This window comes from Chitinophaga sp. G7 BAM 1005 (assembly GCF_057126945.1).
The window spans coordinates 4,868,904-4,893,513 of sequence record NZ_CP181478.1 but is presented as its reverse complement, the minus strand read 5'-3'; the positions used below and the strand labels follow the sequence as shown (position 1 = coordinate 4,893,513).

Genomic DNA, 24,610 nt, shown 5'->3' with positions numbered 1-24,610 from the left:
TTGCTCCAGGGTGCAAGCCCCGAACCCACTTTGCAGCAGGAAGGGTTAACCAATAAAATAACCCGGTGAAGTGCTGCAATTATTGTTGTTTTACAAACTGTGTAGCGTAAATCCGTTTATTATCTGCATAAATACTACAGTTATAAATACCGTTGGCCAAACGCTGTACCTCTATTGTTTCCTGGATGTCTTCGAGGTTCCGCTGCAATACTATCCGCCCGCTCATATCTGTGATCACCAGTTTGCGGCTGCGCGGCGCACCATCTAAAACGGTGAACTGGCTGCTTACGGGGTTGGGGAAAAGTAAGATGTGGTTGCCGGCAATAATAGTAACCGTAACCGGATCTGCATAAATATACTGCCCGTTGACGGTGAGTAACTTTACCCGGTAACGCAGTAATCCTTCCGGTGCGCTGTTGTCGAGGTAATTAAAGTTCATGGCGTCGCCTACGGGCTGCTGCTGCAGCGTTATCCAGCCTTCCCGTGTTAGCCGTTCCCAGTAAACCGTTTGCAGTTGCCAGGTGCTGCCGAGTGTTAGCGACAGCGCCACTTTATTATCGGTGGTAGGATCAGCCAGCAGGTTTTGTACATAACAACCTACACCCTGTTGCGTATAGTTAACTGCATAGCTGCGGATGCCCGTCCACCCGCCGGTGGCAACAGGGCTTACCGCAAAGTACAACGACGAGGCCGTTGCTTTGGGGATAAAAATAAAAGTATCGCGTACCTGGCTATACGGAATTAGTGCTGTATTGCTCATAGTGTACAACTGGTAAGCTGTGGCGCCCGGTTGTCTGTTCCAGTACAGCAATGTTGTATCAGTGCAGTTGAATCCTGCACGCATTGTGAGTACCGGCGAAACGTAAAAAGGATCACTGATAAACGAGGTATCCGTTAACGTTAGTTTCAGGATCACCGGCCGGAAAATGTTTGGCGTAACCCAGTTATACAGCCCGTCTTCCACCGGGATGTTCTGCGCAATAGGTTGCCAGGTATGGCCGCTGTCGCTGCTGTAGGAAAGCTCACTGTTACCGCTATACGTAGTTTGCCACTGCAGCGGCAACGCCTGGCCTGCTGCTATAGTTGCGCCTGCTGCAGGGTTTTGCCACTGGAAACTTTTTGCGGGTACCAGTTCATATGCCAGGTAAAAAGGCTGTGTACCAGCCGTTACCTGCGCACCGGTTACCCGTAGCCGCATAGTGCCTGCCACCGGGTGTTCAATGCTGATCTGTTCTGTATTGTTGATACTATCCCTGCTGCGTTTTGCGGGTAGCAGTAATGAATCAATTAGTGGATAAGTGCTCAATGTCCAGGGGAGCCATGTTTTACCATCAGCAGTGGTGGCTGTTACATCAAGGTCGTTTATAAGCGCTTTAACGGCATTAACCATTGCCGGTGGATCATTCCAGCAGAGGGTTACTTTCACCTCCTGTATGCCCTCCGGAATGGCGATATCGAAGGAGGTAACTGTATGGTTGCCGGCATTTCCCTGCAGCAGGCGGTTGTCCTGTATGGTTTTAATGGCGCCATAGGCGTGCAGGTTGCCATATCCGCCGCCAAAAGAGGGGCGTACGCCTGCGGGCCGGAAGGCGCTGTTTATGATAACGGCTTTGATGAGGGCGGCGGAAACGGGCGTGCCATGCAGTGTGCGCCAGGTATCCTGGAGCAATGCCACCACGCCGCTGGTAAGCGCTGCTGCGCCGGAGGTGCCATCTTCGCCGTAGGCGGTAACATGTGGCAGGATACGGCCGTCATAAGCCGGACCTTTGGAGCTGAGCGCCATTACTTGTGCCGCGCCATCTGTACCACCGCTGACAATAATATTTTTAGCCTGTTTGAAATTGCCGGATAAATTGGCATATCCCACAATGCCCTGGTAACGCCCGCCGGCGGCCGGTGATGTGCCAACGTTACCGGAAGAATATACATGCGCCAACGTATCAGTTGTATAGATCTGCTGATCATAGGCTACAGCTTCGGCGCCGTAATAATTTTCGATACCGGTACCATAGGAATGGTTTTGCACGGTGATGCCGGATTGCTGATAATATGCGTCGTCGTCGGGGAATAAGCTGCTGTTATAATCGGCGGAACTCAGCTTCACTTCGGGCGCCACGCCTTTACCTCCTGTGCCGCTGTTGCCGGCGCCGCCAATCAGCGTAGCCATTATCAAAGCATGGGCAGTGCTGAGCGTAGAATGATAGGAAGAAGTGATATACCGTCCCTGTAAGTCGATGTCTGTTGTATCAAATAAATCTTCTTTAACGGAAACGGTTACACGTTTTCCTGTGATAAGCGGAAACTGTTGTTGTGCAAAGGAGATCCGGTTCACCGCCAGGTTGCCGGTGTTGATAATAATTTCCGGCGCCGGCCGCCTGATGAGATCTGCAAACTGTATGGCGGGCTGACTGATAAACAGGGGCCAGTCCTGCTTTTTAACCTTTGCAATGGCTACGTGATACTGCGTGGAGTACGACTGCACCCTGGCATGCAATAATGGTTTTTCTGCCGGGTTGCATGACACCTGTATGGTGATACTATCCTGCACCGGTATTTTTTCCAGTTGTTGCAGCAGCGGAATACTTGCTTTAAAATTATAGCCGGCACTGTAACAATATACAAGCGTACTATCTTCCGGTGCGTGTTGTAAAATGTAATGGTAGCGGGAGAGCGGCTGTACAAGTCCCCATTGCTGCAGCTTTGACTCATCCGGCAGCTTTGCAAACTTCACCAGGAACGGTCCACTTTTCCGCTGTAATGAAAAAGTATCTGTGGCATACCGTTGCACCAGGCTGTCTGGATAGTGTGGTTGTTGTGCAGCAGTATAGTAACATAAAAAGAGCTGCAAAAACAGCAAGGGCCATATTTTAGAGGATATTATCCGCATGGAGGCGTTGGCAACGGGTAAGTAATTTTGGTTTAGTGTTGCCACCTAAAGCTACTGTATTTAGGTTTTCAACACAATTTTTTATCTGTCTTAAAACAAAATATTTTTTTTAAATTAAACGAATGTTGTAATATTGAAAGAGGAAATCCTTAATATAAAATTCAACAAAATCTGAGCAACGATCTGAAACTTGTTTCACAATTATTTAATTTATAGAGCAAATCTTTGTCGCCGGAAATAGCCGGTACTACTGAATCATCACCAACCCATTAAAATCCGGTGCTATGCCATAACAGGGCATATTAGCTATTGTATGTACCCGAAAACGAGAGCGCGGTAATAACTGCAGTTTTCAGGAAGATAATCAAAGCTAGGCGATCGCGTTTGCGGCAATAAGAAAGAAAACACCATCGTGCTTTTAGTGCGGCAGTTGTTTCTATTTTACCTCTTATTCAGCCACAGATCAGCGCGGGCATTTAGTGTTGTTAACAGTTGACTGTTTGAAAGAATGGTTGGCGGGGATATCTTTTTTCTAAACCTAAACCAAAAATCTGAACTATTTTTTTCTAAACAAAACCAAAAATCTGAACTATGAGAACACAATCAATTCCTGTGCTCTGCTGCATGGCAGCGGCTTTCCTCTTTGCGTCCTGTCAGAAGAACGACGCACAAAAAGAAGCGCAGCCCGACCCCGTGTCAGCAGAAGTGTTAGCCCAAATTAAAGCAAATGGCTTTAGCACAGAGAACGTGGTGAAAACCGAAGATGGTTACCTCGTGGAAGGCGACATTCTGCTTACAGCTGCACAGCTGAAAGAAACCGTTACAAGTCCTGTTTTAAGAGTGGCTAAAACAGAACAGTACCGCACCAACTACCTGGTAACGGCGTTACCCCGCGTTATCAGAATTAAGGTAACCAGCCTGGGCACCGCCTTCATCGCGGGCACAGATACCGCCATTGCACGCTACAACAGACTGGGGTTGCGTATGACCTTTCAGCGTGTTACCAGCGGCGCAGCTGAAATTACCATCAGAGGATTTAACCAGGGACCAAGCGGAGGTTATATCACCCTGGGTTCTGCCGGATTTCCTACCAGTAGCGGCAACCCGTATGGTACTATCAAAATGAACACCAACCAGTACGCCTACGGATCTAATCCGAACGTACTGTATGTGGGTTCTGTAATTCAGCATGAAATTGGCCATTGCATTGGTATGCGTCATACTGATTACATGGATCGTTCCTACAGCTGTGGTGGTACTGCCACCAACGAAGGCGCGAGCAACGTAGGTGCAGTGTTTATTCCGGGCACACCTTCCGGACCGGATGCCAACTCCTGGATGCTGGCCTGCTCCAATGGAGGCAACCGAACATTTAACGTCAATGATGTTATTGCGCTTAATTATCTGTATCACTAATCGTTGCATGAGCTGATCTGTTAAGCATTTCCGGGGCGGGGATTTTTTGATGCGGGAAAGGATTTCCTCCTTATTCTTTGCTGAATTAAATTTCCTGCAGCAAATTATTCCACTCCGGAAATGCTATTCTCCGGTACATCCTGCCGGTTCATCTATCCTTTTTGTAAATCTGTTATTTAATCAAAACCTTTATAACAGATCAAAAATGATGAGATGGAAAACTCCCGCAAACAATTCCTGAAGCAACTGTTTATCAGCGCAACCGCCGTGCCGGTGCTGATTGAAGCCTGTAAGAAAAGTGACGCTGCTGATCCTGAAACAGATAGCAGCAACGGCGCCTGCACCGTTTCCCCGGAAGAAACAGATGGTCCTTATCCTCTGTACAACAGCAGGGGTTCTTCTATCCAGCGGGTAGATATCACCGATGGCAAAACAGGCACGCCACTACACATCACTATCAACATTCTGAACACCAACAACAGCTGCAAGCCACTTGCCAACGCCAGGGTGGATATCTGGCATTGTGATAAGGATGGCTACTATTCGGGCTACAGCAACCGTGGATACCTCGGTACCCGGGATAATACCGCCCTGGTTTTCTGCAGGGGATTGCAGTATTCAGATACAGCCGGACAGGTTAAATTCACGTCCATTTATCCCGGCTGGTATGAAGGCAGGGTAACGCATATTCATGCACAGGTATACGTAAACGATAAACTGAAAACAACCACGCAGATTGCCTTTCCTGATGATATTAATACAGCCGTATATAACACGGCACTGTACAGCGCCCACGGGCAAAATACCAGTGTGGCCAAAAACAGCGCAGATATGATTTTCAGCGATTCATTATCGGCCGAACTGGCTACGGTAACCGCCAGCGAAACCAGTGGTTATGATCTTGTTCACAATATTTATATCGCGGGTTGATATGGGCAGAACGATGATAAAACTGGCTGTGCGGCAGGTGATAGACGCATCTTCCACGGGCGCATTTGCCAAAAATGTATTCCGTGATTCTTATGCGGAATTCCTGCTGCAATCACAGGCGTATAATCCGGGCGAAGCATTTTCCACTTTCGCCGAAATGGTGGAACACCAGCCCAAAGCCAACTCCCTGCATTATAAAACAGGTTTTGCGGTGGGATTGTATATTCAATCCCTTGCTAACCTGATCCCCGGCGCCTGGGATACGTTGGGCAATATCCAGCTGTCGTTTGAACGGCACCAGTTTAAAATAATGACTTCCGGCATTCATGACAGGCAGCTGCACAAAGTAGCCGTACTGTATTACACCGCGCCTTTGCTGCTGCATAAAGTAATAGGGGAGTATCTTTTGCTGGGGTTTAATGATACTACAGATACGTTCACTTTAAAGCTGAACGACGATATATCGATCTGTAATTTCAGTGAGGAATCCTGAATTTTTATATCTCCCGGAAAAAAATAAAATGATCAGCTGTTGCCTTTCCAGTCGCGGATAAAATCGCTGTAACTATCGCTCACCGGCAATTCCGCCGACGAGCTGAGCTTCACTTTCCGGTTAATCACCGATCTTACTTTATCTACGGACACAATATAACTGCGGTGGATTCTCCGGAAGCGGGCTGCCGGCAGTTTTTCCTGCATCTTTTTCAGTGTCATCAACGTGAGCACCGGCGCCTGTTTGGTAAGATGTATCCGGATATAGTCTTCCAGGCTTTCTATATAAATAATTTCGTGTAAGGGTATTTTCACCATGTGATAGGAAGAATGCACCAGCAGGCTTTCGGTAGCTGCCGGCAGCAGTTGCTGCTGTTGGTGCAGTTGTGCTTTCTGCACTGCTTTTTCAAAACGCTGAAACGGAATGGGTTTCAGCAGGTAATCAATAGCTTCCAGTTCAAACCCGTCGAATGCATATTGCTTATATGCCGTGGTGAAAATGATCATCGGCCGGTTAGTGAGTCCCCTGGCGAGATCCAGCCCATTGATGTCCGGCATATGGATATCGAGAAAAATAAGATCTACCTGGCTATGCCGCAGGTATTCCGCCGCAGAAATGGCATCCGTAAAAGTATGCTGCAACTTCAGCCAGGGAAATTCCTGTGCATAGGTTTTAATCACCTGTAAGGCAGGCGGTTCGTCATCTATCACAATGAGTTTAATCTCCATAGCTTATACCTGTAATTGTAAGGAAATAGAGTAGGCGCCATTATCTTCACTGATCTGCAGTTCATATTTATCCGGGTACAGATGTTCCAGTCGTTGCCTGGTGTTGGCAATGCCAATACCGGTGCGGCTTGTATCCTGCGTTACTCTGAATAATTTATTACTGCAGTAAAAATGGATCCTGTTTTCGGACGTTTGCAGCAGGATGGTAATTTCAGACGGTTCATGATTACTGACGCCATACTTAAACGCGTTTTCAAGGAACGGCAGCAGCACCAGCGGGGCGATGCATTTAATGCCCGGGCTGCCGGTAACCGCGAAATTGACTTTTGTTTTAGTGGTGAGCCGGAGTTTCTGGAGATCAATATAATCCCGGAGGCAGTCGATTTCGCTTTCCAGCAACACATAATCATCTCTTGTATCTTCTGTAACATAGCGCAGCATGTTCGACAGCTTCATGATACTCATGGCGGTGTTATCGCTGCGCGTGATAGCGAGGGAGTAAATATTGTTAAGTGTATTAAACAGGAAGTGCGGATTGATCTGGGCTTTCAGGAAAGATAATTCTGCCTGGGTTTTGCGGGTTTCTGCATACAGTGCTCTTTTTTCGGTTTGCCGCCAGCGGCGTGTGGTTTCAATGGCGATACTCAGTGCAATGGTGAGCAGGAAAAGGAAGTCGCTCACAATATCGATTTGCCTGGGTGGTTTGCCGGGTGGCCGCATATCTTCCGGCCGCGGCCCTTGTTCCGTTCCCGGCGGCATTGGCTGGTGCCACGGCATTTCCCCGGGTGGATGTGGCAGCCTGGAAAAGAGGTGATCATAGGGCTGCATATAGTTTACCATGATCAGCAACAGTAAAACAGACAGGAAGTAAAGGAGATACTGCTTCCGGAAGTACAGCCGGGGAAACAGGAAGGTGGTATGAAAATAGAAGAGTGCTACATACGTTACCAGGAATACCAGATAATCTGTTGAAAACAGGATGGAGAGCGCTTTGCGGTCGCCCGTTTGCCCGCTGACAAACAGCAGGGGTAAACTCAGGCATATCAGCCACCCCGTAATGTGTGCTATTACTACCGAAGATTTTAACCGGAACATTTGCGACAGATAGATATAAGGCTGAAATTCTGGATTTCCCGCCGGATAATAACCGCCTTCTCTGTAAATCGCTGGTTTATGTCGATGAATGATCGGAAACATGGGGTTATCTTTTCGCTGCTCCCCGAATTATAGTAAATTGCCTCTTTTATAAAAAGAATATCAGATATGTTGCAACGAATCGTGAAACCGGTGCTGTTATTGGCACTCCTGGTACTTACCAGGCACACTTATGCCACAGAGGGAATGTGGCTGCCACAGCTGCTTTCCGGTCTTAATGAGAAAGAGATGAAGGGAATGGGCATGAAAATCACTGCCGCGGATATTTACAATATTAACAAAGGTAGCCTGAAAGATGCCATCGTGAGCTTTGGCGGTTTCTGTACAGCGGAAGTGATTTCTGAGCAGGGGTTGCTGCTCACCAATCATCACTGCGGTTATGACGCTATCCAGAAGCATTCTTCCCTGCAGAATAACTTCCTGGAAAATGGGTTCTGGGCAAAGTCTGCGGTAGAAGAGCTGCCTAACCCCGGTTTATTTGCCACCTTCATTGTACGCATTGATGATGTAACCAAAGCAGCGCTGCAGGATGTGACGGCCGGTATGAGCGAAAGAGAGCGGCAGTCGGCTATTGACAAACGTTTGAACGAAATCCGCCAGAATGCCCGCAGGGAAAGCTGGCAGGAAACCATGATAAAGCCTTTTTATGAAGGCAACCAGTATTTCCTGTTTGTAACGGAAACCTATCGTGATGTACGCCTGGTAGGCGCGCCGCCTTCTTCCATCGGGAAGTTCGGTGCAGATACGGACAACTGGGTTTGGCCGCGTCATACAGGCGATTTCTCGATGTTTCGCATCTACGCGGGTAAGGATGGTCGCCCGGCGTCTTACTCGAAGGATAACGTGCCTTTAAAGCCTAAATACGCCCTCACTATTTCGCTGAAAGGAGTGAAACAGAACGACTTCACAATGGTAATGGGTTTTCCCGGCCGCACCACCGAATACCTGCCCTCCGAAGGGGTAAAGCAAACCGTAGACGTACTGGATGCCGCCAAAGTGGAAATGCGTGATGCCGCCCTCAAAATTATGGATGGCTACATGCGGAAAGATCCGCAGATAAAAATTCAGTATGCAGCTAAGTTCGCCGGCACTGCCAACTACTGGAAAAAGTGGATGGGAGAGATGCAGGGCGTAAAACAAACCAACGGCGTAGGCAAAAAACTGCAGTATGAAGCTGTTTACCGTCAGCAGATGGAAGCCAACCCTGTATGGAAGCAAAAGTACAACGGCGTACTGGATTCTCTTAATGGCTACTACCAGCAGGTGCAGCCTTATGCACAGGCCCGCGACTATTACAGTGAGCTGGTAAAAAATGTGGAGCTGTTCACCGTGGGCGACCGCCTCATCACTTTCCTCAACGATGTACATGAAAGGGGAGAAGCGCAGTATGAAACCATGCGGCAGCAGTTCCTCGGATCTATGCAGGGATTTTACCAGAACTATAACGCGAAAGTAGATCATGATGTGGCAGTAAGCCTGATTGCATTGTATGCCAAAGGCGTTCCGGCACAATTTGCAGGGGCGGAGTTTGCACAGATCTGGCAGGAAAACAATAAAGACAGCCGCGTATTGACCGACAAACTATATGCAGTATCCGGATTAACGTCTATGGATAAACTAACCGCTTTTGTACAGCAACCTTATAACACTGTAGTAGCACAGATGTGGAAAGACCCGGCTACCCGGTTGGTAATGGCCATGCGCAAAGGTTACGTGGATAATGTAAGCCGCCCGCTGGCCGATCTGCAATCCAACATCAACAACCTGCAACGCACTTATATGCAGGCACAGATAGATGTAATGGGCAATAAAAAAAGTTTCTACCCGGATGCCAACAGCACGCTGCGCGTTACCTACGGAAAAGCAGATGGCTACAATCCACGTGATGCTATTCACTATGATTTCTATACCTACCTGGATGGCGTCATGGAAAAATATATCCCGGGCGATTACGAATTTGATGTACCGGCACGACTGATAGAACTATATAAGAAGAAAGACTACGGCCGCTATGGCGTCAATGGTAAGATGCCTGTTTGTTTTATTGCCTCCAACCATACTACCGGCGGAAACTCCGGCAGCCCTGCGCTGGATGCTTACGGCCACCTGATCGGGTTGAACTTTGACCGTACCTGGGAAGGCACCATGAGCGATATTAATTTCGATCCTTCGATTTGCCGCAACATCATGGTGGATATCCGCTATGTGCTGTTTATTGTGGATAAGTACGCGGGTTGTACGCGACTGATTGACGAGATGAAATTATTGTAGCGCTTTAAACCTTGCATTCGTATACAATAGAGCTGCACCGGTCCACGGTTTTCAGTCCTTTGCGATAGGAGCGGAAGCCGTGGAAGAACCCTTGCAGGAGCCGGCTTTTACCTGTTTTGTATTTTTCGCTGAGCAGGCTTACATAGAAGCCGTCGAACACCATCGGGTGTTTTTTTGCCAGCGTGATATGGTGCTGTGTTAATAGTTTTTCCATTGAGCCTGGCGAAAAATGATAAAGGTGCCGGGGCACATCATAGGCGGCCCAGTATTCTTTATAATAGTCGGCGTCGGAAGACGTGTAGTTGGGAACGGCGATCAGTAAAGAACCGCCGGGTTTTAGCAGGGTGCGGATGTGATCCAGGTAGCGGTGCAGATCGTGTACATGTTCCAGTACGTGCCACATGGTGATCGCATCAAATTGCCGAGCGGGTAAAGCGTACAGCTGTTCAATGGGCAGCGCGTCTACATTATAAATTTCTTTGGCGTTGCGGCGGGCATTTTCATCGGGTTCCAGGCCGGTAACTGTCCAGCCGCCGGTTTGCATATAATGCAGGAATGCGCCGGTGCCGCTGCCTATATCCAGCAGGGCGCCTGTTTTAATACCGCAGGCATTGCGTACCCAGTTTTGTTTGGAGCGCAGCGTAATTTTCCTGACACTGTGATATAAGCGGTTAATGAGCCCCTGCTTTGTTTCAGAGTGGGAAATATATTCCTGCGACTGGTAGTAGCGGCCTATATGCGCGCTGTCGGGTACATTTTGCGTAAAGCGGCCGCCACAGCCTCCGCAATGGAGGATGTTGAAAACTTCTTTGGATACGGTGTAGTCTTTGGCAGTAAGCGCTTCATGTATTTGCGACGAACCACAAAGCGGGCAGTTGTTGTAATAGATTAAACTCATTGGACTATTGAATACGCTTATATAATTATTTATACTCTCCCCATACTTCTCTCAGTACATCTGCTATTTCGCCCAGGGTACATAAATGCTCCACTGCTGCTACTACAAGGGGCATGAGGTTTTCATCGGTGCCGGCTGCCTGCCGGATCTGTGCCAGCGCGTTTTGTACGGCAGCATTATCGCGGCGTTCCCGTAAGGATTTCAGGCGTTCCGACTGTAACGTACGGATGCTGTCGTCTATGCGGAATACTTCCGGCGTTACCTGGTCAGACGCTGTAAATTTATTGACACCGATGATTATTTTCTCATTATTTTCTATTTCCTGCTGATACCTGTATGCGCTCTTTGCTATTTCATCCTGTATGAAACCCTGTTCTATGGCGCTTACAGCGCCACCCATCGCATCAATTTTATGAATCAGTTCCCAGGCTTTTTCTTCCACTTCATTGGTGAGCGCTTCCACGTAAAAAGAACCGGCCAGCGGATCTACGGTATCTGCCACGCCGCTTTCGTAGCCAACGATCTGTTGGGTGCGGAGGGCGATACGTGCTGCTGCTTCTGTGGGTAATGACAACGCTTCATCGTAGCCGTTGGTGTGCAGCGATTGCGTACCACCCATTGTAGCCGCCAGTGTTTGAATAGCTACGCGCACAATATTATTCTGTGGTTGTTGTGCCGTGAGGGTGCTGCCGCCTGTTTGCGTATGGAACCGCAGCATCTGTGCTTTGGGATCGGTAGCGCCCAGCGACCGGGTGATATGCGCCCACATGCGGCGTGCGGCGCGGAATTTGGCTACTTCTTCAAAGAGGTGATTGTGTGCGTTGAAGAAGAAAGACAACCGTTTGGCAAATACGTTGATATCCAGCCCGGTGTCCAGTGCCGCTTTCAGATAGGCTTTACCGTTAGCCAGTGTGAAAGCCAGCTCCTGCACAGCATTAGCGCCGGCTTCCCGGATGTGATAACCGGAAATAGAGATGGTATTCCACTTGGGTACTTCTTTGCTGCAATAGGCAAAAATATCCGTGATGAGCCGCATGGAGGGCTTCGGCGGATAAATGAAGGTGCCCCTGGCGGCATATTCTTTCAGGATATCGTTCTGGATAGTGCCTGAAATCTTTTTCAGGTCGGCGCCCTGCCGTTTGGCGAGCGCTATATAAAAGGCCAGCAGGATAAAGCCGGTGGCGTTGATCGTCATAGAGGTGGAGATCTGTTCCAATGAAATATCTTTGAACAGTATTTCCATATCTTCCAGGGAATCGATGGCTACGCCTACTTTTCCCACTTCTCCTTCCGACATCGGGTGGTCTGAATCATAACCAATTTGTGTAGGCAGGTCGAAGGCTACACTCAGTCCCATAACGCCCTGGCTTAGCAGGTAGTGATACCTTTTATTCGATTCTTCTGCCGTGCTGAAACCCGCGTATTGCCGCATGGTCCACAGTTTATCGCGGTACATGGTGGCGTGTATGCCACGGGTGTAAGGAAAGGCGCCGGGCTGTTCGTCCATAGGCACAGGCTGTGTATATACCGGTGCTATTACAATGCCTGAATCGGTTTGAATGGTTTTTTCCATAGTATCTAAAACTAGCGTTGCAATGTTACATAATTATTATGGTACTTCGCCGCTGAGAAAAATATTGATATTTTGTGTGAAAGTTTGGCAGGATACTATGATCATCTACTGTTTATTATGCATAACGATCGCACTGGCGTTATATAGTTTATATCTTGTCTGGAAAGCAGGAAGCCGCCCGCTGGCAGCTACTTACAGCTATTTGCTGCTGGGGCTTTCGCTGGGTTGGTTCCTGTATTTATATGGCACCTGGGTATACCTGTCTGTTTATTCCAAGTATGTTTTTGGCGGACTTTTATTGGCGAACATGGCCGCTTATGCGGTGCGTAAGCACGATCATGCGGCCAGGCCCACGCCGGGATGGAAACGGGTTAGCAATGGCATTTTTACCTTTATTTTCGTCGTAATGTCTGTGCTGTACTTTACGGGTACTACGGGGAAACCGCAGCGGGTAGCGCTGGCATTTCCTTTTAAGCCGGGCAAATACTTTGTATTGCAGGGTGGCAAGGGGTTGCCTACCAATGTTTTCCACTTTAGTTTACGGGGGGCAGTTTACGCGATGGATATCGTGAAGCTGAACAGCTATGGCGGGCGGGCGGGGAAAATATTTTCCCGTAAGCTGGAAGATTATGTGATTTTTGGCGATACGGTATATGCGCCATGCGACGGGCTTGTGATGAGGGCGTACAGCAATAACCCGGATAATATACCGCCTGCGATGAACCGCGGCCCCAAAAATACCAACCAGGTAGTACTGGAAACGCCGGGGTACTATGTGTTTATGGCGCATCTTAAAATGGGAAGCGTGGTGGTAAGGGAAGGGCAGTATGTAAAGCAGGGAGATCCGCTCGGTTGCGTGGGCAATTCGGGCTTTAGCTCTGAACCTCACCTGCATATCCAGGTACATGCCAAAAAGGCCGGCATTCCCTGGTACCAGGGAATGCCGTTGTATATCTTATTTAATGGAAAAAGTTACCTGCTGAATGAATTGATCAATGCAAAATGACTACCGCATCAGTCTTTTGGCTTCCGCATTAATGATCTGGGAAGTGAGTTCGGCGGGAGATTCGCCTGCCTGTAAAAATACTTCCAGTATCTGTTTGTTGAGTTCCATTGCTGGGGCGTCCGGTGGCAGTTGCACGGCTACCTGGTTAATAACAGAGATCGTTTGTTCTTTTAATGTTTTCACCGCTTCCCAGGTCATGGCCGATACGTAGATCTGTTGGGTAACGTTATGTTCGTATTCTGCTTTGATTTGCTGTACCATTGCAATCTGCATGTCCACGGCAGTTAGGCCCGGCTGATAGGTACGTCCTATCAGGCTTTGCGGCGTGATCCGGTCTACATAAAGCGCCATTCTTTCGTATGCCTGCAACTGTAAAGGAAGCACAGCTGCATTTACCGGCTGTTCTTTGTTGCCTGTAGCGGTATCCGCCGTTTTATTTTTCTTAAAAAGATCTTTTATCGTAGGGTATACGATAGCAACTGCACCAATTGCAAGTGCTATGTATAGTAGTGTATTCAAGTCAAGGCTGCCCATCTTATTACTTTATGCACAAATATATATAAAGATATTTATATATTGTAGAATACCGGTTTAAAATAAAAAGGATTACCGGGAGATGTGAACTTTATAACATCTCCCGGTAATCGTATTAATCACAAAGATGATCGTTTGTTAAGCGAGTTTCCCCAGCCAGGTTTTCATTCTTTCCACCCCTTTCTCCAGTTTGTCCATGCTGGTAGCGTATGACAGGCGGATACAGTTGGGTTGCTGGAAAGCGCTGCCTGTAACGGTAGACACGTGTGCCTTGTGCAGGAGATACATGCAAAGGTCGTCTGCGTTTTTGATGTGTGAGTCTTCAAATGATTTGTTGAAGAATGCGCTTACATCGGGGAACATATAGAATGCGCCTTCCGGGTCATTTACCTTTAAACCGGGGATGGTTTTCAGGGCTTCATGAATGTAGGCGCGGCGTTTTTTGAATTCGGCGACCATTTCCACGGCGGTGGTCAGTTCGCCGGTGAGGGCTGTGATGGCAGCGCGCTGGGTGATAGAGCAGGTAGCAGAAGTGAACTGGCTCTGGATCTTATCACAGGCTTTGGCGATGTCCAGTGGTGCGGCGAGGTAGCCCAAACGCCAGCCGGTCATGGCAAAACCTTTACTCAGGCCGTTGATAATGATGGTGCGGTTGATCAGATCACCAAACTGCGCAATGCTTTCATGTTTGCCTTCGTAATTGATGTACTCATATATTTCATCGGAGATGATGAAGATCTCCGGGTGTTTGGCGAATACGGCGGCGAGTCCTTCCAGTTCTTTTTTGGAATATACGGAGCCGGTGGGATTGCAGGGAGAGGAGAACATGAACAGCTTTGTTTTTGGTGTGATGGCTGCTTCCAGTTGCTCCGGTGTAATCTTATAATTGTTTTCGATACTGCAGGGAACAAATACCACTTCTCCCTGGCAGAGGCTCACCTGTTCGGAATATGTAACCCAGTAAGGGGTGGGGATGATCACTTCATCGCCGGGGTTTACGATGCTGAGCACTGCATTGGCCAGGCATTGTTTGGCGCCTGTGGACACTACTATCTGTTCCGGCGTATAGTCAAGACCGTTATCTCTCTTTAATTTGTGTACTACTGCCTGTCTTACGTCTGCATAGCCTGCCACGGGTGTATAGTGTGTAAATCCTTCATCGATCGCTTTTTTGGCGGCTTCGCGGATGTGCGCCGGGGTGTCAAAGTCCGGTTCTCCGATGCTGAGGTCTACAATATCTATACCCTGGGCTTTCAACTCGCGGCCGAGTTTAGCCATTTTAATTGTTTGCGGCTCGGAAATCCGTGACAGCCTGTCTGCTAGTTGATTCATATCATTATATTGAATTGACCGGAACAAACGTACAGAAAAAAACCAGATAATACATGGAAAGATCGTTCCGGGCTGCTGTACAAACGCAGAACGGGCCGGATATCCGGCCCGTTCTGCGTTTTATGTTGCTTCTTTTTACGGAAGCGTATTATTGTCAGTATAAACTGAAGATAGCGTTGGTAACCAGTTTGTCGGTACCGGTACTTCCTTTAACGCCTACGATGTAAATGGTATAGAAGTTACCTGCGTTGAAACTGCCGACACGCAGATCAGTGCTGCTTGCCGTGGCAAGTACAGTGCCGGTACCAGATTCCTTGATGGTGATCGCATTGTTTACGCTGAAGCTGTTGAACAGTTTGAAAGCGCTGGCAGAAGATACATCGCCGTTAAAGTACACCCGGTTGCTGTCGATTTTTTCAGTACCGATAAACAGATCTACCGGACCTGCGTTCGCACTCAGGTTGAAGAAACGGATGCCGATTTTATCGCGGCTGTAGTTGGATTGATCTGTTTTGATAATGGCAGATCTTATGGGGGCTTTATCCCAGATCAGGTAAGTATAGTATTGTGTGGAGTCGAAATTGTAAGTAGTGGTGGTCATCAGGCTGTCGCCTCCTTTCTTCTTCAGATCAAATTTGTGCAGGCCACCATAAACGGCGTACCGGGCGTAGAAATTGAAGTTGAATTCAGTTTCAGTTACTTTCTGGTCGTTATCGTAGAAAATACCTGGAATCATGCTGGCGGAACTGCCCAGTATTGAAATCTGTGCCTGTGGTCTTGTTGGTGTGTAATTACTATCATTTTTCAGGCAGGAAGATAATCCGATGATTCCTGTCAACAGGGCCACAACTGCCCATACGCGATTTTTCTTGGTTAGCATTTTGCTCTCAGTTTTTAAATTGTGTTATTGATCGGTTGTTTTTTTATCATTTGGTTCAAAACGGGACAGGTCAGGTAAAATGCTCTTTTTACGTTGCACCTCCGATTCATAAATTACTTCCCCCAGTGCTTTGAGAAAAGGTTTGCCTGTTTTTTCAAAAGCCGGTTGATCATCTCCCAGCACACCTGTGGTATTTACAAAAACACTGGCAGACAGCAGGAATTCCGTTTTACTGGTAAAATCAACAATATATGCTGTATCGGTCAGAAATCCGTATGCCCATCCTGGTTTGTTGAAAATCCTGATGTGTTCAGGTATCCGGCTGTTCCGGTCACCTCCAAAAAGCAAAAACCTCGTATATGCCTGATAGTATTGTTCCGGGTCATAAACCGGGTCTGTTGATTCTTCCGGGTGCTGGGACATACATCTGTACAAAAAAAAGTAATCGTTCCCTGTTAAACGGAAACGTTGACGATTTGTTACAGCTCCGGGAAAAATTATGCTGCGCATGATATTATGTAAGCTGGAGAGGGGCAGTTTATTGCGGTGGGAGAAGTTCATGGGCTGGTGCTGGAGGTGGTCGAGGTGATTATACCAGGCTTTCCCGGCAAAGTCTTCCCGCGGGGAAAACTCCAGGTGGCTGCAGCCAGCGTGTTGCTGGTAGAGGATCCTGTTCCCTTCGCGGAAGCTAACGGCATTGGTGTGCCTGTTGGCTTCTTCATACAGGGGAAGTCCCACACGGTGGCGGATCTGGGCCTGGGTATATCCCATTTCCCATAGCCGGCGGTTAAAAGGCTCCTGTCCTATAAACTCGTAGAGGCGGTTATAGGCGTCGTTATCACTGATAAGAAATATTTTTTTTATATAATGGGCTACAGATGGGAGGCCGGAAGCTGCGGAATGGTCGTGGTGCACGCCGGTATTTACATCCGGAAGCGGCGTCGTAAAAAACGGCGTGTTGCGGTCAAGGCCGGGAATCTGCAGATCGTTGAGCTTTTCCAGTGCCAGGGCCACTGCAGGCAGCTTTACCGTGGAGGCAGGGTAGAAGTAGGTTTCCGGCGACACACCATAGTAATAGTCCGAGAAATGCGGCTGCTGCTGCGCGTCCCGGTCTATGCGGGTAAAAATCACCTGTAAACGGTAAGAGGAAGGATCGCTGAATACGGCGCCTAACCGGCTTTTTTGACTTTTCAGCAAAGCTTCCAGAAAATTATCTGTTGCCGGATAATGTTGGGTTTGCATATATTTGTCGTTGTTATGGATTGTAAAGCAAAGGAATATATTTAAAAAAGACCAGAATCCGGGAGCTGCAGATTAAAAAAAGTGTGCCAACCAACCTGCAAAGGCAGGCGCATATTGATTTTGCGTGTCTTTTAACAAGGACTTTAATATATCGATTTAAATTCTATCTTTGCAACTCTTAAAATTTTTTTTTATAAACCCGAAACAAACAGTATGCAACTTAAAGGACTGGTAAGATTTTTTGCCATCGCACTGATCCTTATCTCTTTGTACCAATTGTCCTTCACGTTTTTGGTGCGGAACTATGAGAAGAAGATAGAGCAGCAGGCCGAGAACGATGTGGCCAAGCAATACCCTACACCTGAAAAGAAATATCCAGGCAGTTCGGAACTGCAGGGCTTCTACTCAGATACCCTCAAAGGGTTTATTAAACAGAGGAGACAAGAGATTGTGGACAGTACCAGCAGCGCAAAAATTGCAGGCTTTCCATGGAATGTCACCTATACCAAGGCCAAAGAGAAAGAACTGAATCTCGGTCTGGACCTGGTAGGTGGTATGAACGTAGTACTGGAAGTAAGCGTGGAAGATGTTATCCGCGCATTATCCGGTCAATCCAAGGATGCTGCTTTTAACAAAGCGCTGGAAAGGGCAAATGAGCTGAAGAAAACTAACCAGGCCGATTTTGTTACTTTGTTCGGACAAGCATACGCCGAGGTAGCACCACAGGGTAAACTGGCTTCTATTTTTGCGAATGCCTACCAGAAGGATATTACCTTCAATTCTTCCAATCAGCAGGTGCTGGACATGATCCGCAAGGAATCACGTGTTGCCATTAAGAATACCTATATCGTACTGCAAAAACGTATTGATAAATTTGGAGTGGCACAACCTAATATCAGCCTGGATGAAAATAAAGGACTGATCTCCGTGGAACTCGCCGGTGTTGATAACGCCGCCCGTGTACACAAATACCTGCAGGCAACTGCGAACCTCGAATTCAGGGAAGTATACAAAAACTCTCCGGAGTTTATCCAGAATGTATTATCCCCGATGAACGACGCCATCAGGAATGCTAAGGCCGCTGTTACTGCCACTCCTGCCGCTACGCCGGATTCAGCTGCTGCTGCTACCACTGCTGCCGCGAAGGATACCAGTAAAGATGCCAGCCTGACAGATTACCTGTCTAAAAAAGATACCAGCAAAAATGCCAGCAAAGAACTGCAGCTGAAAGAACAACAGGCACAGAACCCGCTGTTCATGGTATTATTTCCTAACGTAGACCCACAATCCGGTTCAGTTTATCCGGGTCCGTCTATCGGAAGAATTTTACCAAAAGATACGGCTACATTCAACCGTTACGTGGAACTGCCTGCTGTAAAATCGATCCTGCCTAAAGACCTGGTATTTGCGTTTGGTGCTGAAAATAAAGAAGATAAACACGGTCCTTTGGCTGTATATGCGCTGAAAGTGAACCCTGCCAGTCCTGAACCCCGTGTTGGTGGCGCAAGCATCGTTGATGCCCGTCAGGACATGGACCAGAACAACCAGCCGGAGATCAGCATGACAATGGATAACGAAGGCGCCCACCAGTGGAAGAAACTGACCGGTGAACTGGCTCCTACCAATCCAAAAGATCCCGCTACATTTAACTATGTGGCAGTAGTGCTCGATAACATCGTTTACTCTGCCCCTTCCATACAGGGTGAAATTGCCGGTGGCCGTTCCTCTATCAGTGGTAGCTTTACCATTGAAGAAGCGAATGACCTCGCCAACATCCTGAAATCCGGTAAAATGCCGGCTCCTGCACAAATTGTACAGGAACAGATCGTAGGGCCTACCCTCGGCGCTGAATCCATTGCTGCCGGTGCTAAATCCTTTATGATCTCCTTCGGAATCATCTTCGTACTCATGCTGGTGTATTACAACTCAGCCGGCTGGGTGGCTAATATTGCACTGGTATTGAACCTGCTGTTTACCTTCGGCATCCTGGCTTCTATGGGTGCAACGTTAACAATGGCCGGTATTGCCGGTATGGTACTCACCATCGGTATGGCGGTGGATACCAACGTAATCATCTTTGAAAGGATCAAGGACGAGCTGACGCATGGTAAATCTTACCACGATGCAGTGGCAGACGGTTACAAACGTTCCTATGCACCGGTACTCGATGGTCACGTTACCTCCCTGCTCACCGCCTTCATCCTGTTCTACTTCGGTTTAGGTCCGGTACTCGGCTTCGCCACCACACAGATCATAGGTTTGTTCCTGTCCCTGTTCTGCGGTATCCTGGTTTCCCGTATGGTAACTGATTTCTGGATGAAGAGAAAAAGACATTTTGAATACTTCACGCCTATTTCCCGTAAGGTATTTAAACATGTTGCTTTTGATTTCGTAGGCAAACGTAAATATGCTTATATCATCTCTGCCTTTGTAATGGTAGCAGGTGTTTCTTCCTTCTTCCACGGTTTCGATCATGGTATCGATTTCTCCGGTGGCCGCAGCTATACAGTTCGCTTTGAGCATCCAATGAACCGTGAAGAAGTAGCAGACGTACTGAAGAAAGAATTTGACTCTGAAGTATTCGTTAAAACAATCGGCAGCACCAACCAGCTGAGCATCACTACTGCTTACAAAATTGAGCAGCAGAGCCTGGCGGTTGACAAAGAAGTGGCTGATAAATTATACAATGGTCTGAAGAAGTTCTATGATGCTTCTGTAACGCCTGACGTATTTACTTCCCGCTATATTGTAGGTTCCCAGACAGTATCACCTACCATTTCCGATGACCTGCGTGCAGGTGCGGTAAAGGCAACGATCCTGTCTATTGTGGTGATCTTCCTGTACATCCTGTTACGTTTCAGCAAGTGGCAGTACTCTATCGGTACTATCTTCTCCCTGCTGCATGACGTACTGGTTACCCTGGCGGTATTCTCCTGGTGCAGATCTTTTGTACCGTTTACACTGGAAATTGACCAGCACTTTATTGCTGCGATCCTGACGGTGATTGGTTTCTCCATGAACGATACCGTGATTGTGTTTGACCGTATCCGTGAATACTTCAGAACCGGCTCTCATGGCCGCGACAGGAATACCGTGATCAATAAAGCGATCAACGATACCCTGAGCCGTACCATTATGACGTCGCTGACGGTGTTCCTGACCATCCTGATCCTGTTTGTATTTGGTGGTGAAGTAACCCGTGGTTTCGCCTTTGCGATGCTGATTGGTGTGATCACCGGTACCTACTCCTCTATCTTTGTTGCGGCGCCTGTACTGGTTGACTTCGACAAGAAGAATCAGCTGGCCAACGAAAGTGAGTCAGTAGAAGTGGTTGCCAAGAAAACGGCTTCTGCTACCAAATAAGTAGGATCTTACTGAAATAATGTTTGATAAATAAAAACCTCCTGGCTTGCCAGGAGGTTTTTTTGTGAAGTATATTTTAGGGAGATGCTGATCAGCTGGCCGGCTGCCTGAATACAAACCCGGCGGCATCGTTTCCCTGCTGGTAGTCTATTTCCATACCCATGAGGTACATGCCATGTGCTTTTTTCATAATCACGGGGATGCCGGATATCTCAAACAGGTCGTCGTCTTCCATGAGGGCATCAAAGCCGAGCATATAGGCAACACCCGAACAACCTCCGCCCTTTACGCCTACCCGGAGGTAGGGGGCTTCTGTATTGCCCTGTAACAATTGTTTCACTACTTCAGCAGCACTGGCCGTAAGTTGAATGGGAGATCTGTTCGCGTTGTCCATTATCCGTATTTTTTTCAAAGTTAGGGAAAACCGCGGGCGGTTTGGCGCCCTGGTATACCCGGGGTAAGTGCTGCGTATATTTTACGCAAAGACGCTTTATGTACGGCGTATATACGGGGTAAACCTGGTGTAACCCCGGGGCATGTATGCCTTATGTACGCCTTTGAGGTGGACTTGAAGCGCAATTACTTTACTGTGGCCAGTTCCAGGAACTTTTTATGAAGGGCGAGCACCTGCGGGATTACCATATGTTGCTCGTCGTTACGAATGACATAATCACTCAGGCGCATTTTGATGGTTTCGTCGATTTGCTTGTACATGCGTGCCAGCACTTCATCGCGGGTTACGTTGTCGCGTTTCATTACGCGGTGTATGCGCAGTGGCTGGGGGGCAAAAACGGCGATTACCTTATCGAGGTGGTGAAAGGATTCTGTTTCAAAGAGGAGAGCGGCCTCTTTCAGTACGTAGGGCGTGGTTTGTTGTTGCGCCCAGTTGTCTGAATCCCGGATGGTGGCCGGATGTACGAGGGAATTGAGGAGGGCGAGTTTGTCTTTGTCGTTGAAAACGATATTTCCCAGGAGTTTGCGGTTCAGTGCGCCGTGGGCGTCGTATATTTCTTCGCCGAAGTGCTGTTTTACCTGTGCGGCCAGTTCGGGGTCGCGGACCATGATATCTTTGGCCCGGTCGTCCGCGTAATACACGGGAACGCCCAATAATTCGAATATTCTACTAACGGTGCTTTTGCCGGAGCCAATGCCTCCGGTGATTCCAATCTTTAACATAGCCCCAAATTAAAAAAAAATACGAATTACCCATATGAATTACGGAGTTACGGGCAGATGCCGGGGAATAGATCCGCGAATATCATCTGTCTGTAACTCCGTAAACAGTAATTACTTTGATTCGTAATTCTTATTTAGTTTCGGCCGCTTTTTGCTGAGCGGTGGTATATTCCATGCTGATAGCAGAGCGTTCGATGGTAAAGCTGGTGCCCGGACTAACTTCCATCAGAACGGTGTTATTGTCGTTCATTTTCTTCACTTTACCGTGAATACCGGCGATAGTGACGATTTTATCACCTTCTTTCAGGTTATCGATAAATTGTTTCTGCAGTTTTGCTTTTTTAGTTTGGGGCCTAATCATGAAAAGCCACATAACGACAATCATACCGCCAAAAAACAGGAAAGAAACCCAGGAGTTACCACCGCCTTGGGCACCGCCCTGAGGCGCCATTAATAAAATGTTCAGGATGTTCATCTCTATAATTGATTTAATAGTTTAATCCGGACTACTTGGTAATGATATTGCATTGGATCTTAGGTCCTACCACATAACCGTCTTTATTGTTGATTTTAACAGAAATTTCTTTCTCGGTATAGCCTGATTTTCCGTGGCTGTCGAAAATAACCTTCATATAGCCGGACTGACCGGGTTTGATGGGTTCTTTGGGCCATTCCGGTACGGTACAACCGCAGCTGGAAATGGCATCTTCGATAAGCAGCGGGCTGGTGCCTGTATTGGTGAATTTAAAGGAGTACTCTACTTTTTCACCTGCTACAATTTCTCCAAAGTTATGCACCTTTTCTTCAAAGGTGAGCGCGGAGGACTGGCCAGCTTCGTTTTTTTGTCCGTTACCGGCTGCCTCTGCAGCGGTATTATTTTTGGCACTATTGTTACAAGCCGCCACCAGCAGGCTTCCACAGGCGAGTAAACAGAACAGTTTTTTCATGGCATTGCTATTTTACCGTAAAAATAACTTTTCCCACTTACTTTTTCGGACGGTCCTGTTTCAGCACCAGTTGTTCTTTTTCCAGATCTTTCAGAATGTTATCCAGGATACCATTGATAAACTGGCCGCTCTGAGGAGTGCTGTAGGCTTTCGCCAGGTCTATATATTCGTTGATGGTTACTTTGGTAGGGATGGTGGGGAAGTAGAGGAACTCGCATACACCCATTTCCATCAGTAACATATCTACTGCAGCGATACGTTCAGAATCCCAGTTTTGTAATTTGGGCTTGATCAGTTCGAGGCAGTATTCTTTTTTGTCGATTACGGTGAGCAGGAGTTCCTTTGCATAATCAAGTTTTTCTTTACTGATCAGCTGCAGGAAATTGAAGAGATGCGGCTTATTGAAATAGTTATTGATCAGAATGCCCATCATTTCTTCGTCGTCGCCCCAGTGGAGGAAGGTATCTTCCATGTGTTGGAGAAACGGCTCGCTTTTCGCCAGTATTTCTTTATAGATGAATTCCAGTATTTCCTTTTCACCTGCTTTGGTACGGCTACCTTCTGCTGCGTAGGCTTTGTAGGTATCTGTAAGCACCAATTGGTTATAAAGCTTTCTGAGCAGATCATCATCTGTTTGCAGCTTCATTTTCCACTGTTCCAGGTTTACCTGGAACCCTTTGTCGCTGGTTATCTGGTAAATAAACTCATTTCCTGCAATTTTGGTGTTCACCTGCAGGTCCTCGGCAGAGGGTAAGTGTTTGGAAGCACGGGCGTGCGCATCAATTTCGGCGTATTGTGCTACCTGTACCACTGAGTTAAGTAAGTAGGTAAAGATCTGGCAGGTTTGGTCCAGCTTTTCGTTTAAAAGTCTGGTGGCCGTGCCTGGCTTAATACTGCTTTGCTCCATCGTTTCCAGGGCATAAAGTGTTTGCATTACTTTTACCCGGATGTTTCTTCTACTGATCATCTTATAAAAAAGAACTGGTATAAGGCCGCAAAACTAGAGAAAAATTTCCATATTCGATGCGGAGATTAGAGCGGAGGTGGTCTTTCCCCTTGATTCCCTTGATTATACTGATTAATTGTTTTTTTTGATTTTTATTAATGATTTTTAGAGAAGGATAGTTTAAGTGCCTTTTTCACGGAAAAATCCTGGTTGATTAATAATAATCGGGAGAATCAGGGCAAAAGACAATATCCGCTTAAAAAAATATCCTTTTAATCAGTATAATCAAGGGAATCAAGGGGAAAGACAACCTTCGCTCAGGGGAATCAGCGGGAAAGACAAAATCCGCGAAATCCGCCTGGCTGTCATTTTTTCGGGTCGCTTGTCATGATTTGTCAGTATCAAAGCAAGTCGATACCTTCGTGACCTGTAAATTTGACCCGAAAACCGCCTTGGCACAATTCTCGTGGACGCAAAGAACAAAATCACAAACATCTTTTTTAAATAAAAACTACTATGGCTAAACAATTAAGTATTAAACCTTTAGCTGACAGGGTAATCGTGAAACCTGCAGCAGCAGAAGAGAAGACAGCTGGTGGTATCATTATCCCCGATACTGCAAAAGAAAAACCTGTGAGAGGCACCGTGGTGGCTGCCGGACCCGGTAAAAAAGATGAACCGATCACTGTAAAGGTAGGTGATACTGTACTGTATGGTAAATATTCTGGTCAGGAACTCCCTATTGAAGGCGAAGATTACTTAATCATGCGTGAATCTGATATCCTGGCGATCGTTTAAGAGCTGTTTCCGGATATGAATTAATTCCTAAAAGA

Annotated in this window: 21 protein-coding genes; 7 read left to right on the top strand and 14 right to left on the bottom strand. The window is 47.3% G+C overall.

Going from position 1 to position 24,610, the window contains the following annotated elements:
- Positions 1-79: 79 nt before the first annotated feature.
- Positions 80-2,932: a S8 family serine peptidase gene (locus ACMXI2_RS19525; protein ID WP_483777747.1), complete on the bottom strand. Its 2,853-nt coding sequence runs from the start codon at positions 2,930-2,932 to the stop codon at positions 80-82.
- A 546-nt stretch (positions 2,933-3,478) separates the two neighbouring features.
- On the opposite strand from ACMXI2_RS19525, the gene ACMXI2_RS19520 reads away from it, so the two are divergent.
- The 3 genes from ACMXI2_RS19520 to ACMXI2_RS19510 all read left to right on the top strand — a co-directional run bounded on the left by ACMXI2_RS19520 (position 3,479) and on the right by ACMXI2_RS19510 (position 5,726).
- Positions 3,479-4,303 (top strand): M57 family metalloprotease, encoded by an 825-nt coding sequence (locus ACMXI2_RS19520; protein ID WP_483777746.1) that lies wholly within the window; start codon positions 3,479-3,481, stop codon positions 4,301-4,303.
- 213 nt (positions 4,304-4,516) lie between these two features.
- Entirely contained in the window at positions 4,517-5,233 is a 717-nt protein-coding gene (locus tag ACMXI2_RS19515; protein WP_483777745.1) for a dioxygenase family protein, read from the top strand.
- Between the two features lies 1 nt (position 5,234).
- On the top strand, positions 5,235-5,726 hold the full coding sequence (locus ACMXI2_RS19510) for a hypothetical protein (protein WP_483777744.1): 492 nt from the start codon (positions 5,235-5,237) through the stop codon (positions 5,724-5,726).
- Between the two features lie 32 nt (positions 5,727-5,758).
- Here the strand turns inward: ACMXI2_RS19510 and ACMXI2_RS19505 are convergent, their stop codons facing one another.
- Together ACMXI2_RS19505 and ACMXI2_RS19500 are read right to left on the bottom strand one after the other, a co-directional pair.
- Positions 5,759-6,454, bottom strand: coding sequence for a LytR/AlgR family response regulator transcription factor (locus ACMXI2_RS19505; RefSeq protein ID WP_483777743.1), 696 nt, complete (start codon positions 6,452-6,454; stop codon positions 5,759-5,761).
- Between the two features lie 3 nt (positions 6,455-6,457).
- Positions 6,458-7,549, bottom strand: a complete 1,092-nt coding sequence (locus ACMXI2_RS19500; protein ID WP_483777742.1) for a sensor histidine kinase — start codon at positions 7,547-7,549, stop codon at positions 6,458-6,460.
- 168 nt (positions 7,550-7,717) lie between these two features.
- On the opposite strand from ACMXI2_RS19500, the gene ACMXI2_RS19495 reads away from it, so the two are divergent.
- Positions 7,718-9,880, top strand: a complete 2,163-nt coding sequence (locus ACMXI2_RS19495) for a S46 family peptidase (protein WP_483777741.1) — start codon at positions 7,718-7,720, stop codon at positions 9,878-9,880.
- Positions 9,881-9,884: 4 nt separating this feature from the next.
- Here the strand turns inward: ACMXI2_RS19495 and ACMXI2_RS19490 are convergent, their stop codons facing one another.
- The gene (locus ACMXI2_RS19490) at positions 9,885-10,778 is read right to left on the bottom strand and encodes a class I SAM-dependent methyltransferase (protein ID WP_483777740.1); all 894 of its coding nucleotides are present in this window, start codon (positions 10,776-10,778) and stop codon (positions 9,885-9,887) included.
- Positions 10,779-10,803: 25 nt separating this feature from the next.
- A complete protein-coding gene (locus ACMXI2_RS19485) occupies positions 10,804-12,351 on the bottom strand; it encodes an acyl-CoA mutase large subunit family protein (RefSeq protein ID WP_483777739.1) in 1,548 nt (515 codons plus the stop codon).
- Positions 12,352-12,373: 22 nt separating this feature from the next.
- On the opposite strand from ACMXI2_RS19485, the gene ACMXI2_RS19480 reads away from it, so the two are divergent.
- Positions 12,374-13,357, top strand: coding sequence for a M23 family metallopeptidase (locus tag ACMXI2_RS19480; protein WP_483777738.1), 984 nt, complete (start codon positions 12,374-12,376; stop codon positions 13,355-13,357).
- On the opposite strand, the gene ACMXI2_RS19475 is transcribed toward ACMXI2_RS19480, so the two are convergent.
- From ACMXI2_RS19475 to ACMXI2_RS19460, 4 genes are all read right to left on the bottom strand, one after another.
- A complete protein-coding gene (locus ACMXI2_RS19475) occupies positions 13,358-13,891 on the bottom strand; it encodes a DUF7935 family protein (RefSeq protein WP_483777737.1) in 534 nt (177 codons plus the stop codon). It abuts the gene before it with no gap.
- A gap of 138 nt (positions 13,892-14,029) precedes the next feature.
- Positions 14,030-15,223: a pyridoxal phosphate-dependent aminotransferase gene (locus ACMXI2_RS19470; RefSeq protein ID WP_483777736.1), complete on the bottom strand. Its 1,194-nt coding sequence runs from the start codon at positions 15,221-15,223 to the stop codon at positions 14,030-14,032.
- 154 nt (positions 15,224-15,377) lie between these two features.
- Positions 15,378-16,103 (bottom strand): DUF4397 domain-containing protein, encoded by a 726-nt coding sequence (locus ACMXI2_RS19465; RefSeq protein ID WP_483777735.1) that lies wholly within the window; start codon positions 16,101-16,103, stop codon positions 15,378-15,380.
- 24 nt (positions 16,104-16,127) lie between these two features.
- Complete coding sequence (locus ACMXI2_RS19460; RefSeq protein ID WP_483777734.1) at positions 16,128-17,345, bottom strand: serine hydrolase; 1,218 nt, start codon at positions 17,343-17,345, stop codon at positions 16,128-16,130.
- 213 nt (positions 17,346-17,558) lie between these two features.
- On the opposite strand from ACMXI2_RS19460, the gene secDF reads away from it, so the two are divergent.
- Entirely contained in the window at positions 17,559-20,708 is a 3,150-nt protein-coding gene (gene secDF, locus ACMXI2_RS19455; protein WP_483777733.1) for a protein translocase subunit SecDF, read from the top strand.
- A gap of 91 nt (positions 20,709-20,799) precedes the next feature.
- Here secDF and ACMXI2_RS19450 read toward each other — a convergent pair whose 3' ends face one another.
- From ACMXI2_RS19450 to nusB, 5 genes are all read right to left on the bottom strand, one after another.
- A complete protein-coding gene (locus ACMXI2_RS19450; protein WP_483777732.1) occupies positions 20,800-21,102 on the bottom strand; it encodes a HesB/IscA family protein in 303 nt (100 codons plus the stop codon).
- 185 nt (positions 21,103-21,287) lie between these two features.
- Complete coding sequence (gene coaE / locus ACMXI2_RS19445) at positions 21,288-21,884, bottom strand: dephospho-CoA kinase (RefSeq protein ID WP_483777731.1); 597 nt, start codon at positions 21,882-21,884, stop codon at positions 21,288-21,290.
- A gap of 130 nt (positions 21,885-22,014) precedes the next feature.
- On the bottom strand, positions 22,015-22,359 hold the full coding sequence (gene yajC, locus ACMXI2_RS19440; protein WP_079473333.1) for a preprotein translocase subunit YajC: 345 nt from the start codon (positions 22,357-22,359) through the stop codon (positions 22,015-22,017).
- A gap of 31 nt (positions 22,360-22,390) precedes the next feature.
- Positions 22,391-22,831: a DUF1573 domain-containing protein gene (locus ACMXI2_RS19435; protein ID WP_079473334.1), complete on the bottom strand. Its 441-nt coding sequence runs from the start codon at positions 22,829-22,831 to the stop codon at positions 22,391-22,393.
- A 37-nt stretch (positions 22,832-22,868) separates the two neighbouring features.
- Positions 22,869-23,798 carry a transcription antitermination factor NusB gene (nusB, locus tag ACMXI2_RS19430; RefSeq protein WP_079473335.1) on the bottom strand — a complete coding sequence of 310 codons (930 nt, stop codon included), beginning with the start codon at positions 23,796-23,798 and terminating at the stop codon, positions 22,869-22,871.
- 495 nt (positions 23,799-24,293) lie between these two features.
- Between nusB and ACMXI2_RS19425 the strand changes: the two genes are divergently transcribed.
- Positions 24,294-24,575 carry a co-chaperone GroES gene (locus ACMXI2_RS19425; RefSeq protein WP_079473337.1) on the top strand — a complete coding sequence of 94 codons (282 nt, stop codon included), beginning with the start codon at positions 24,294-24,296 and terminating at the stop codon, positions 24,573-24,575.
- Positions 24,576-24,610: the final 35 nt, after the last annotated feature.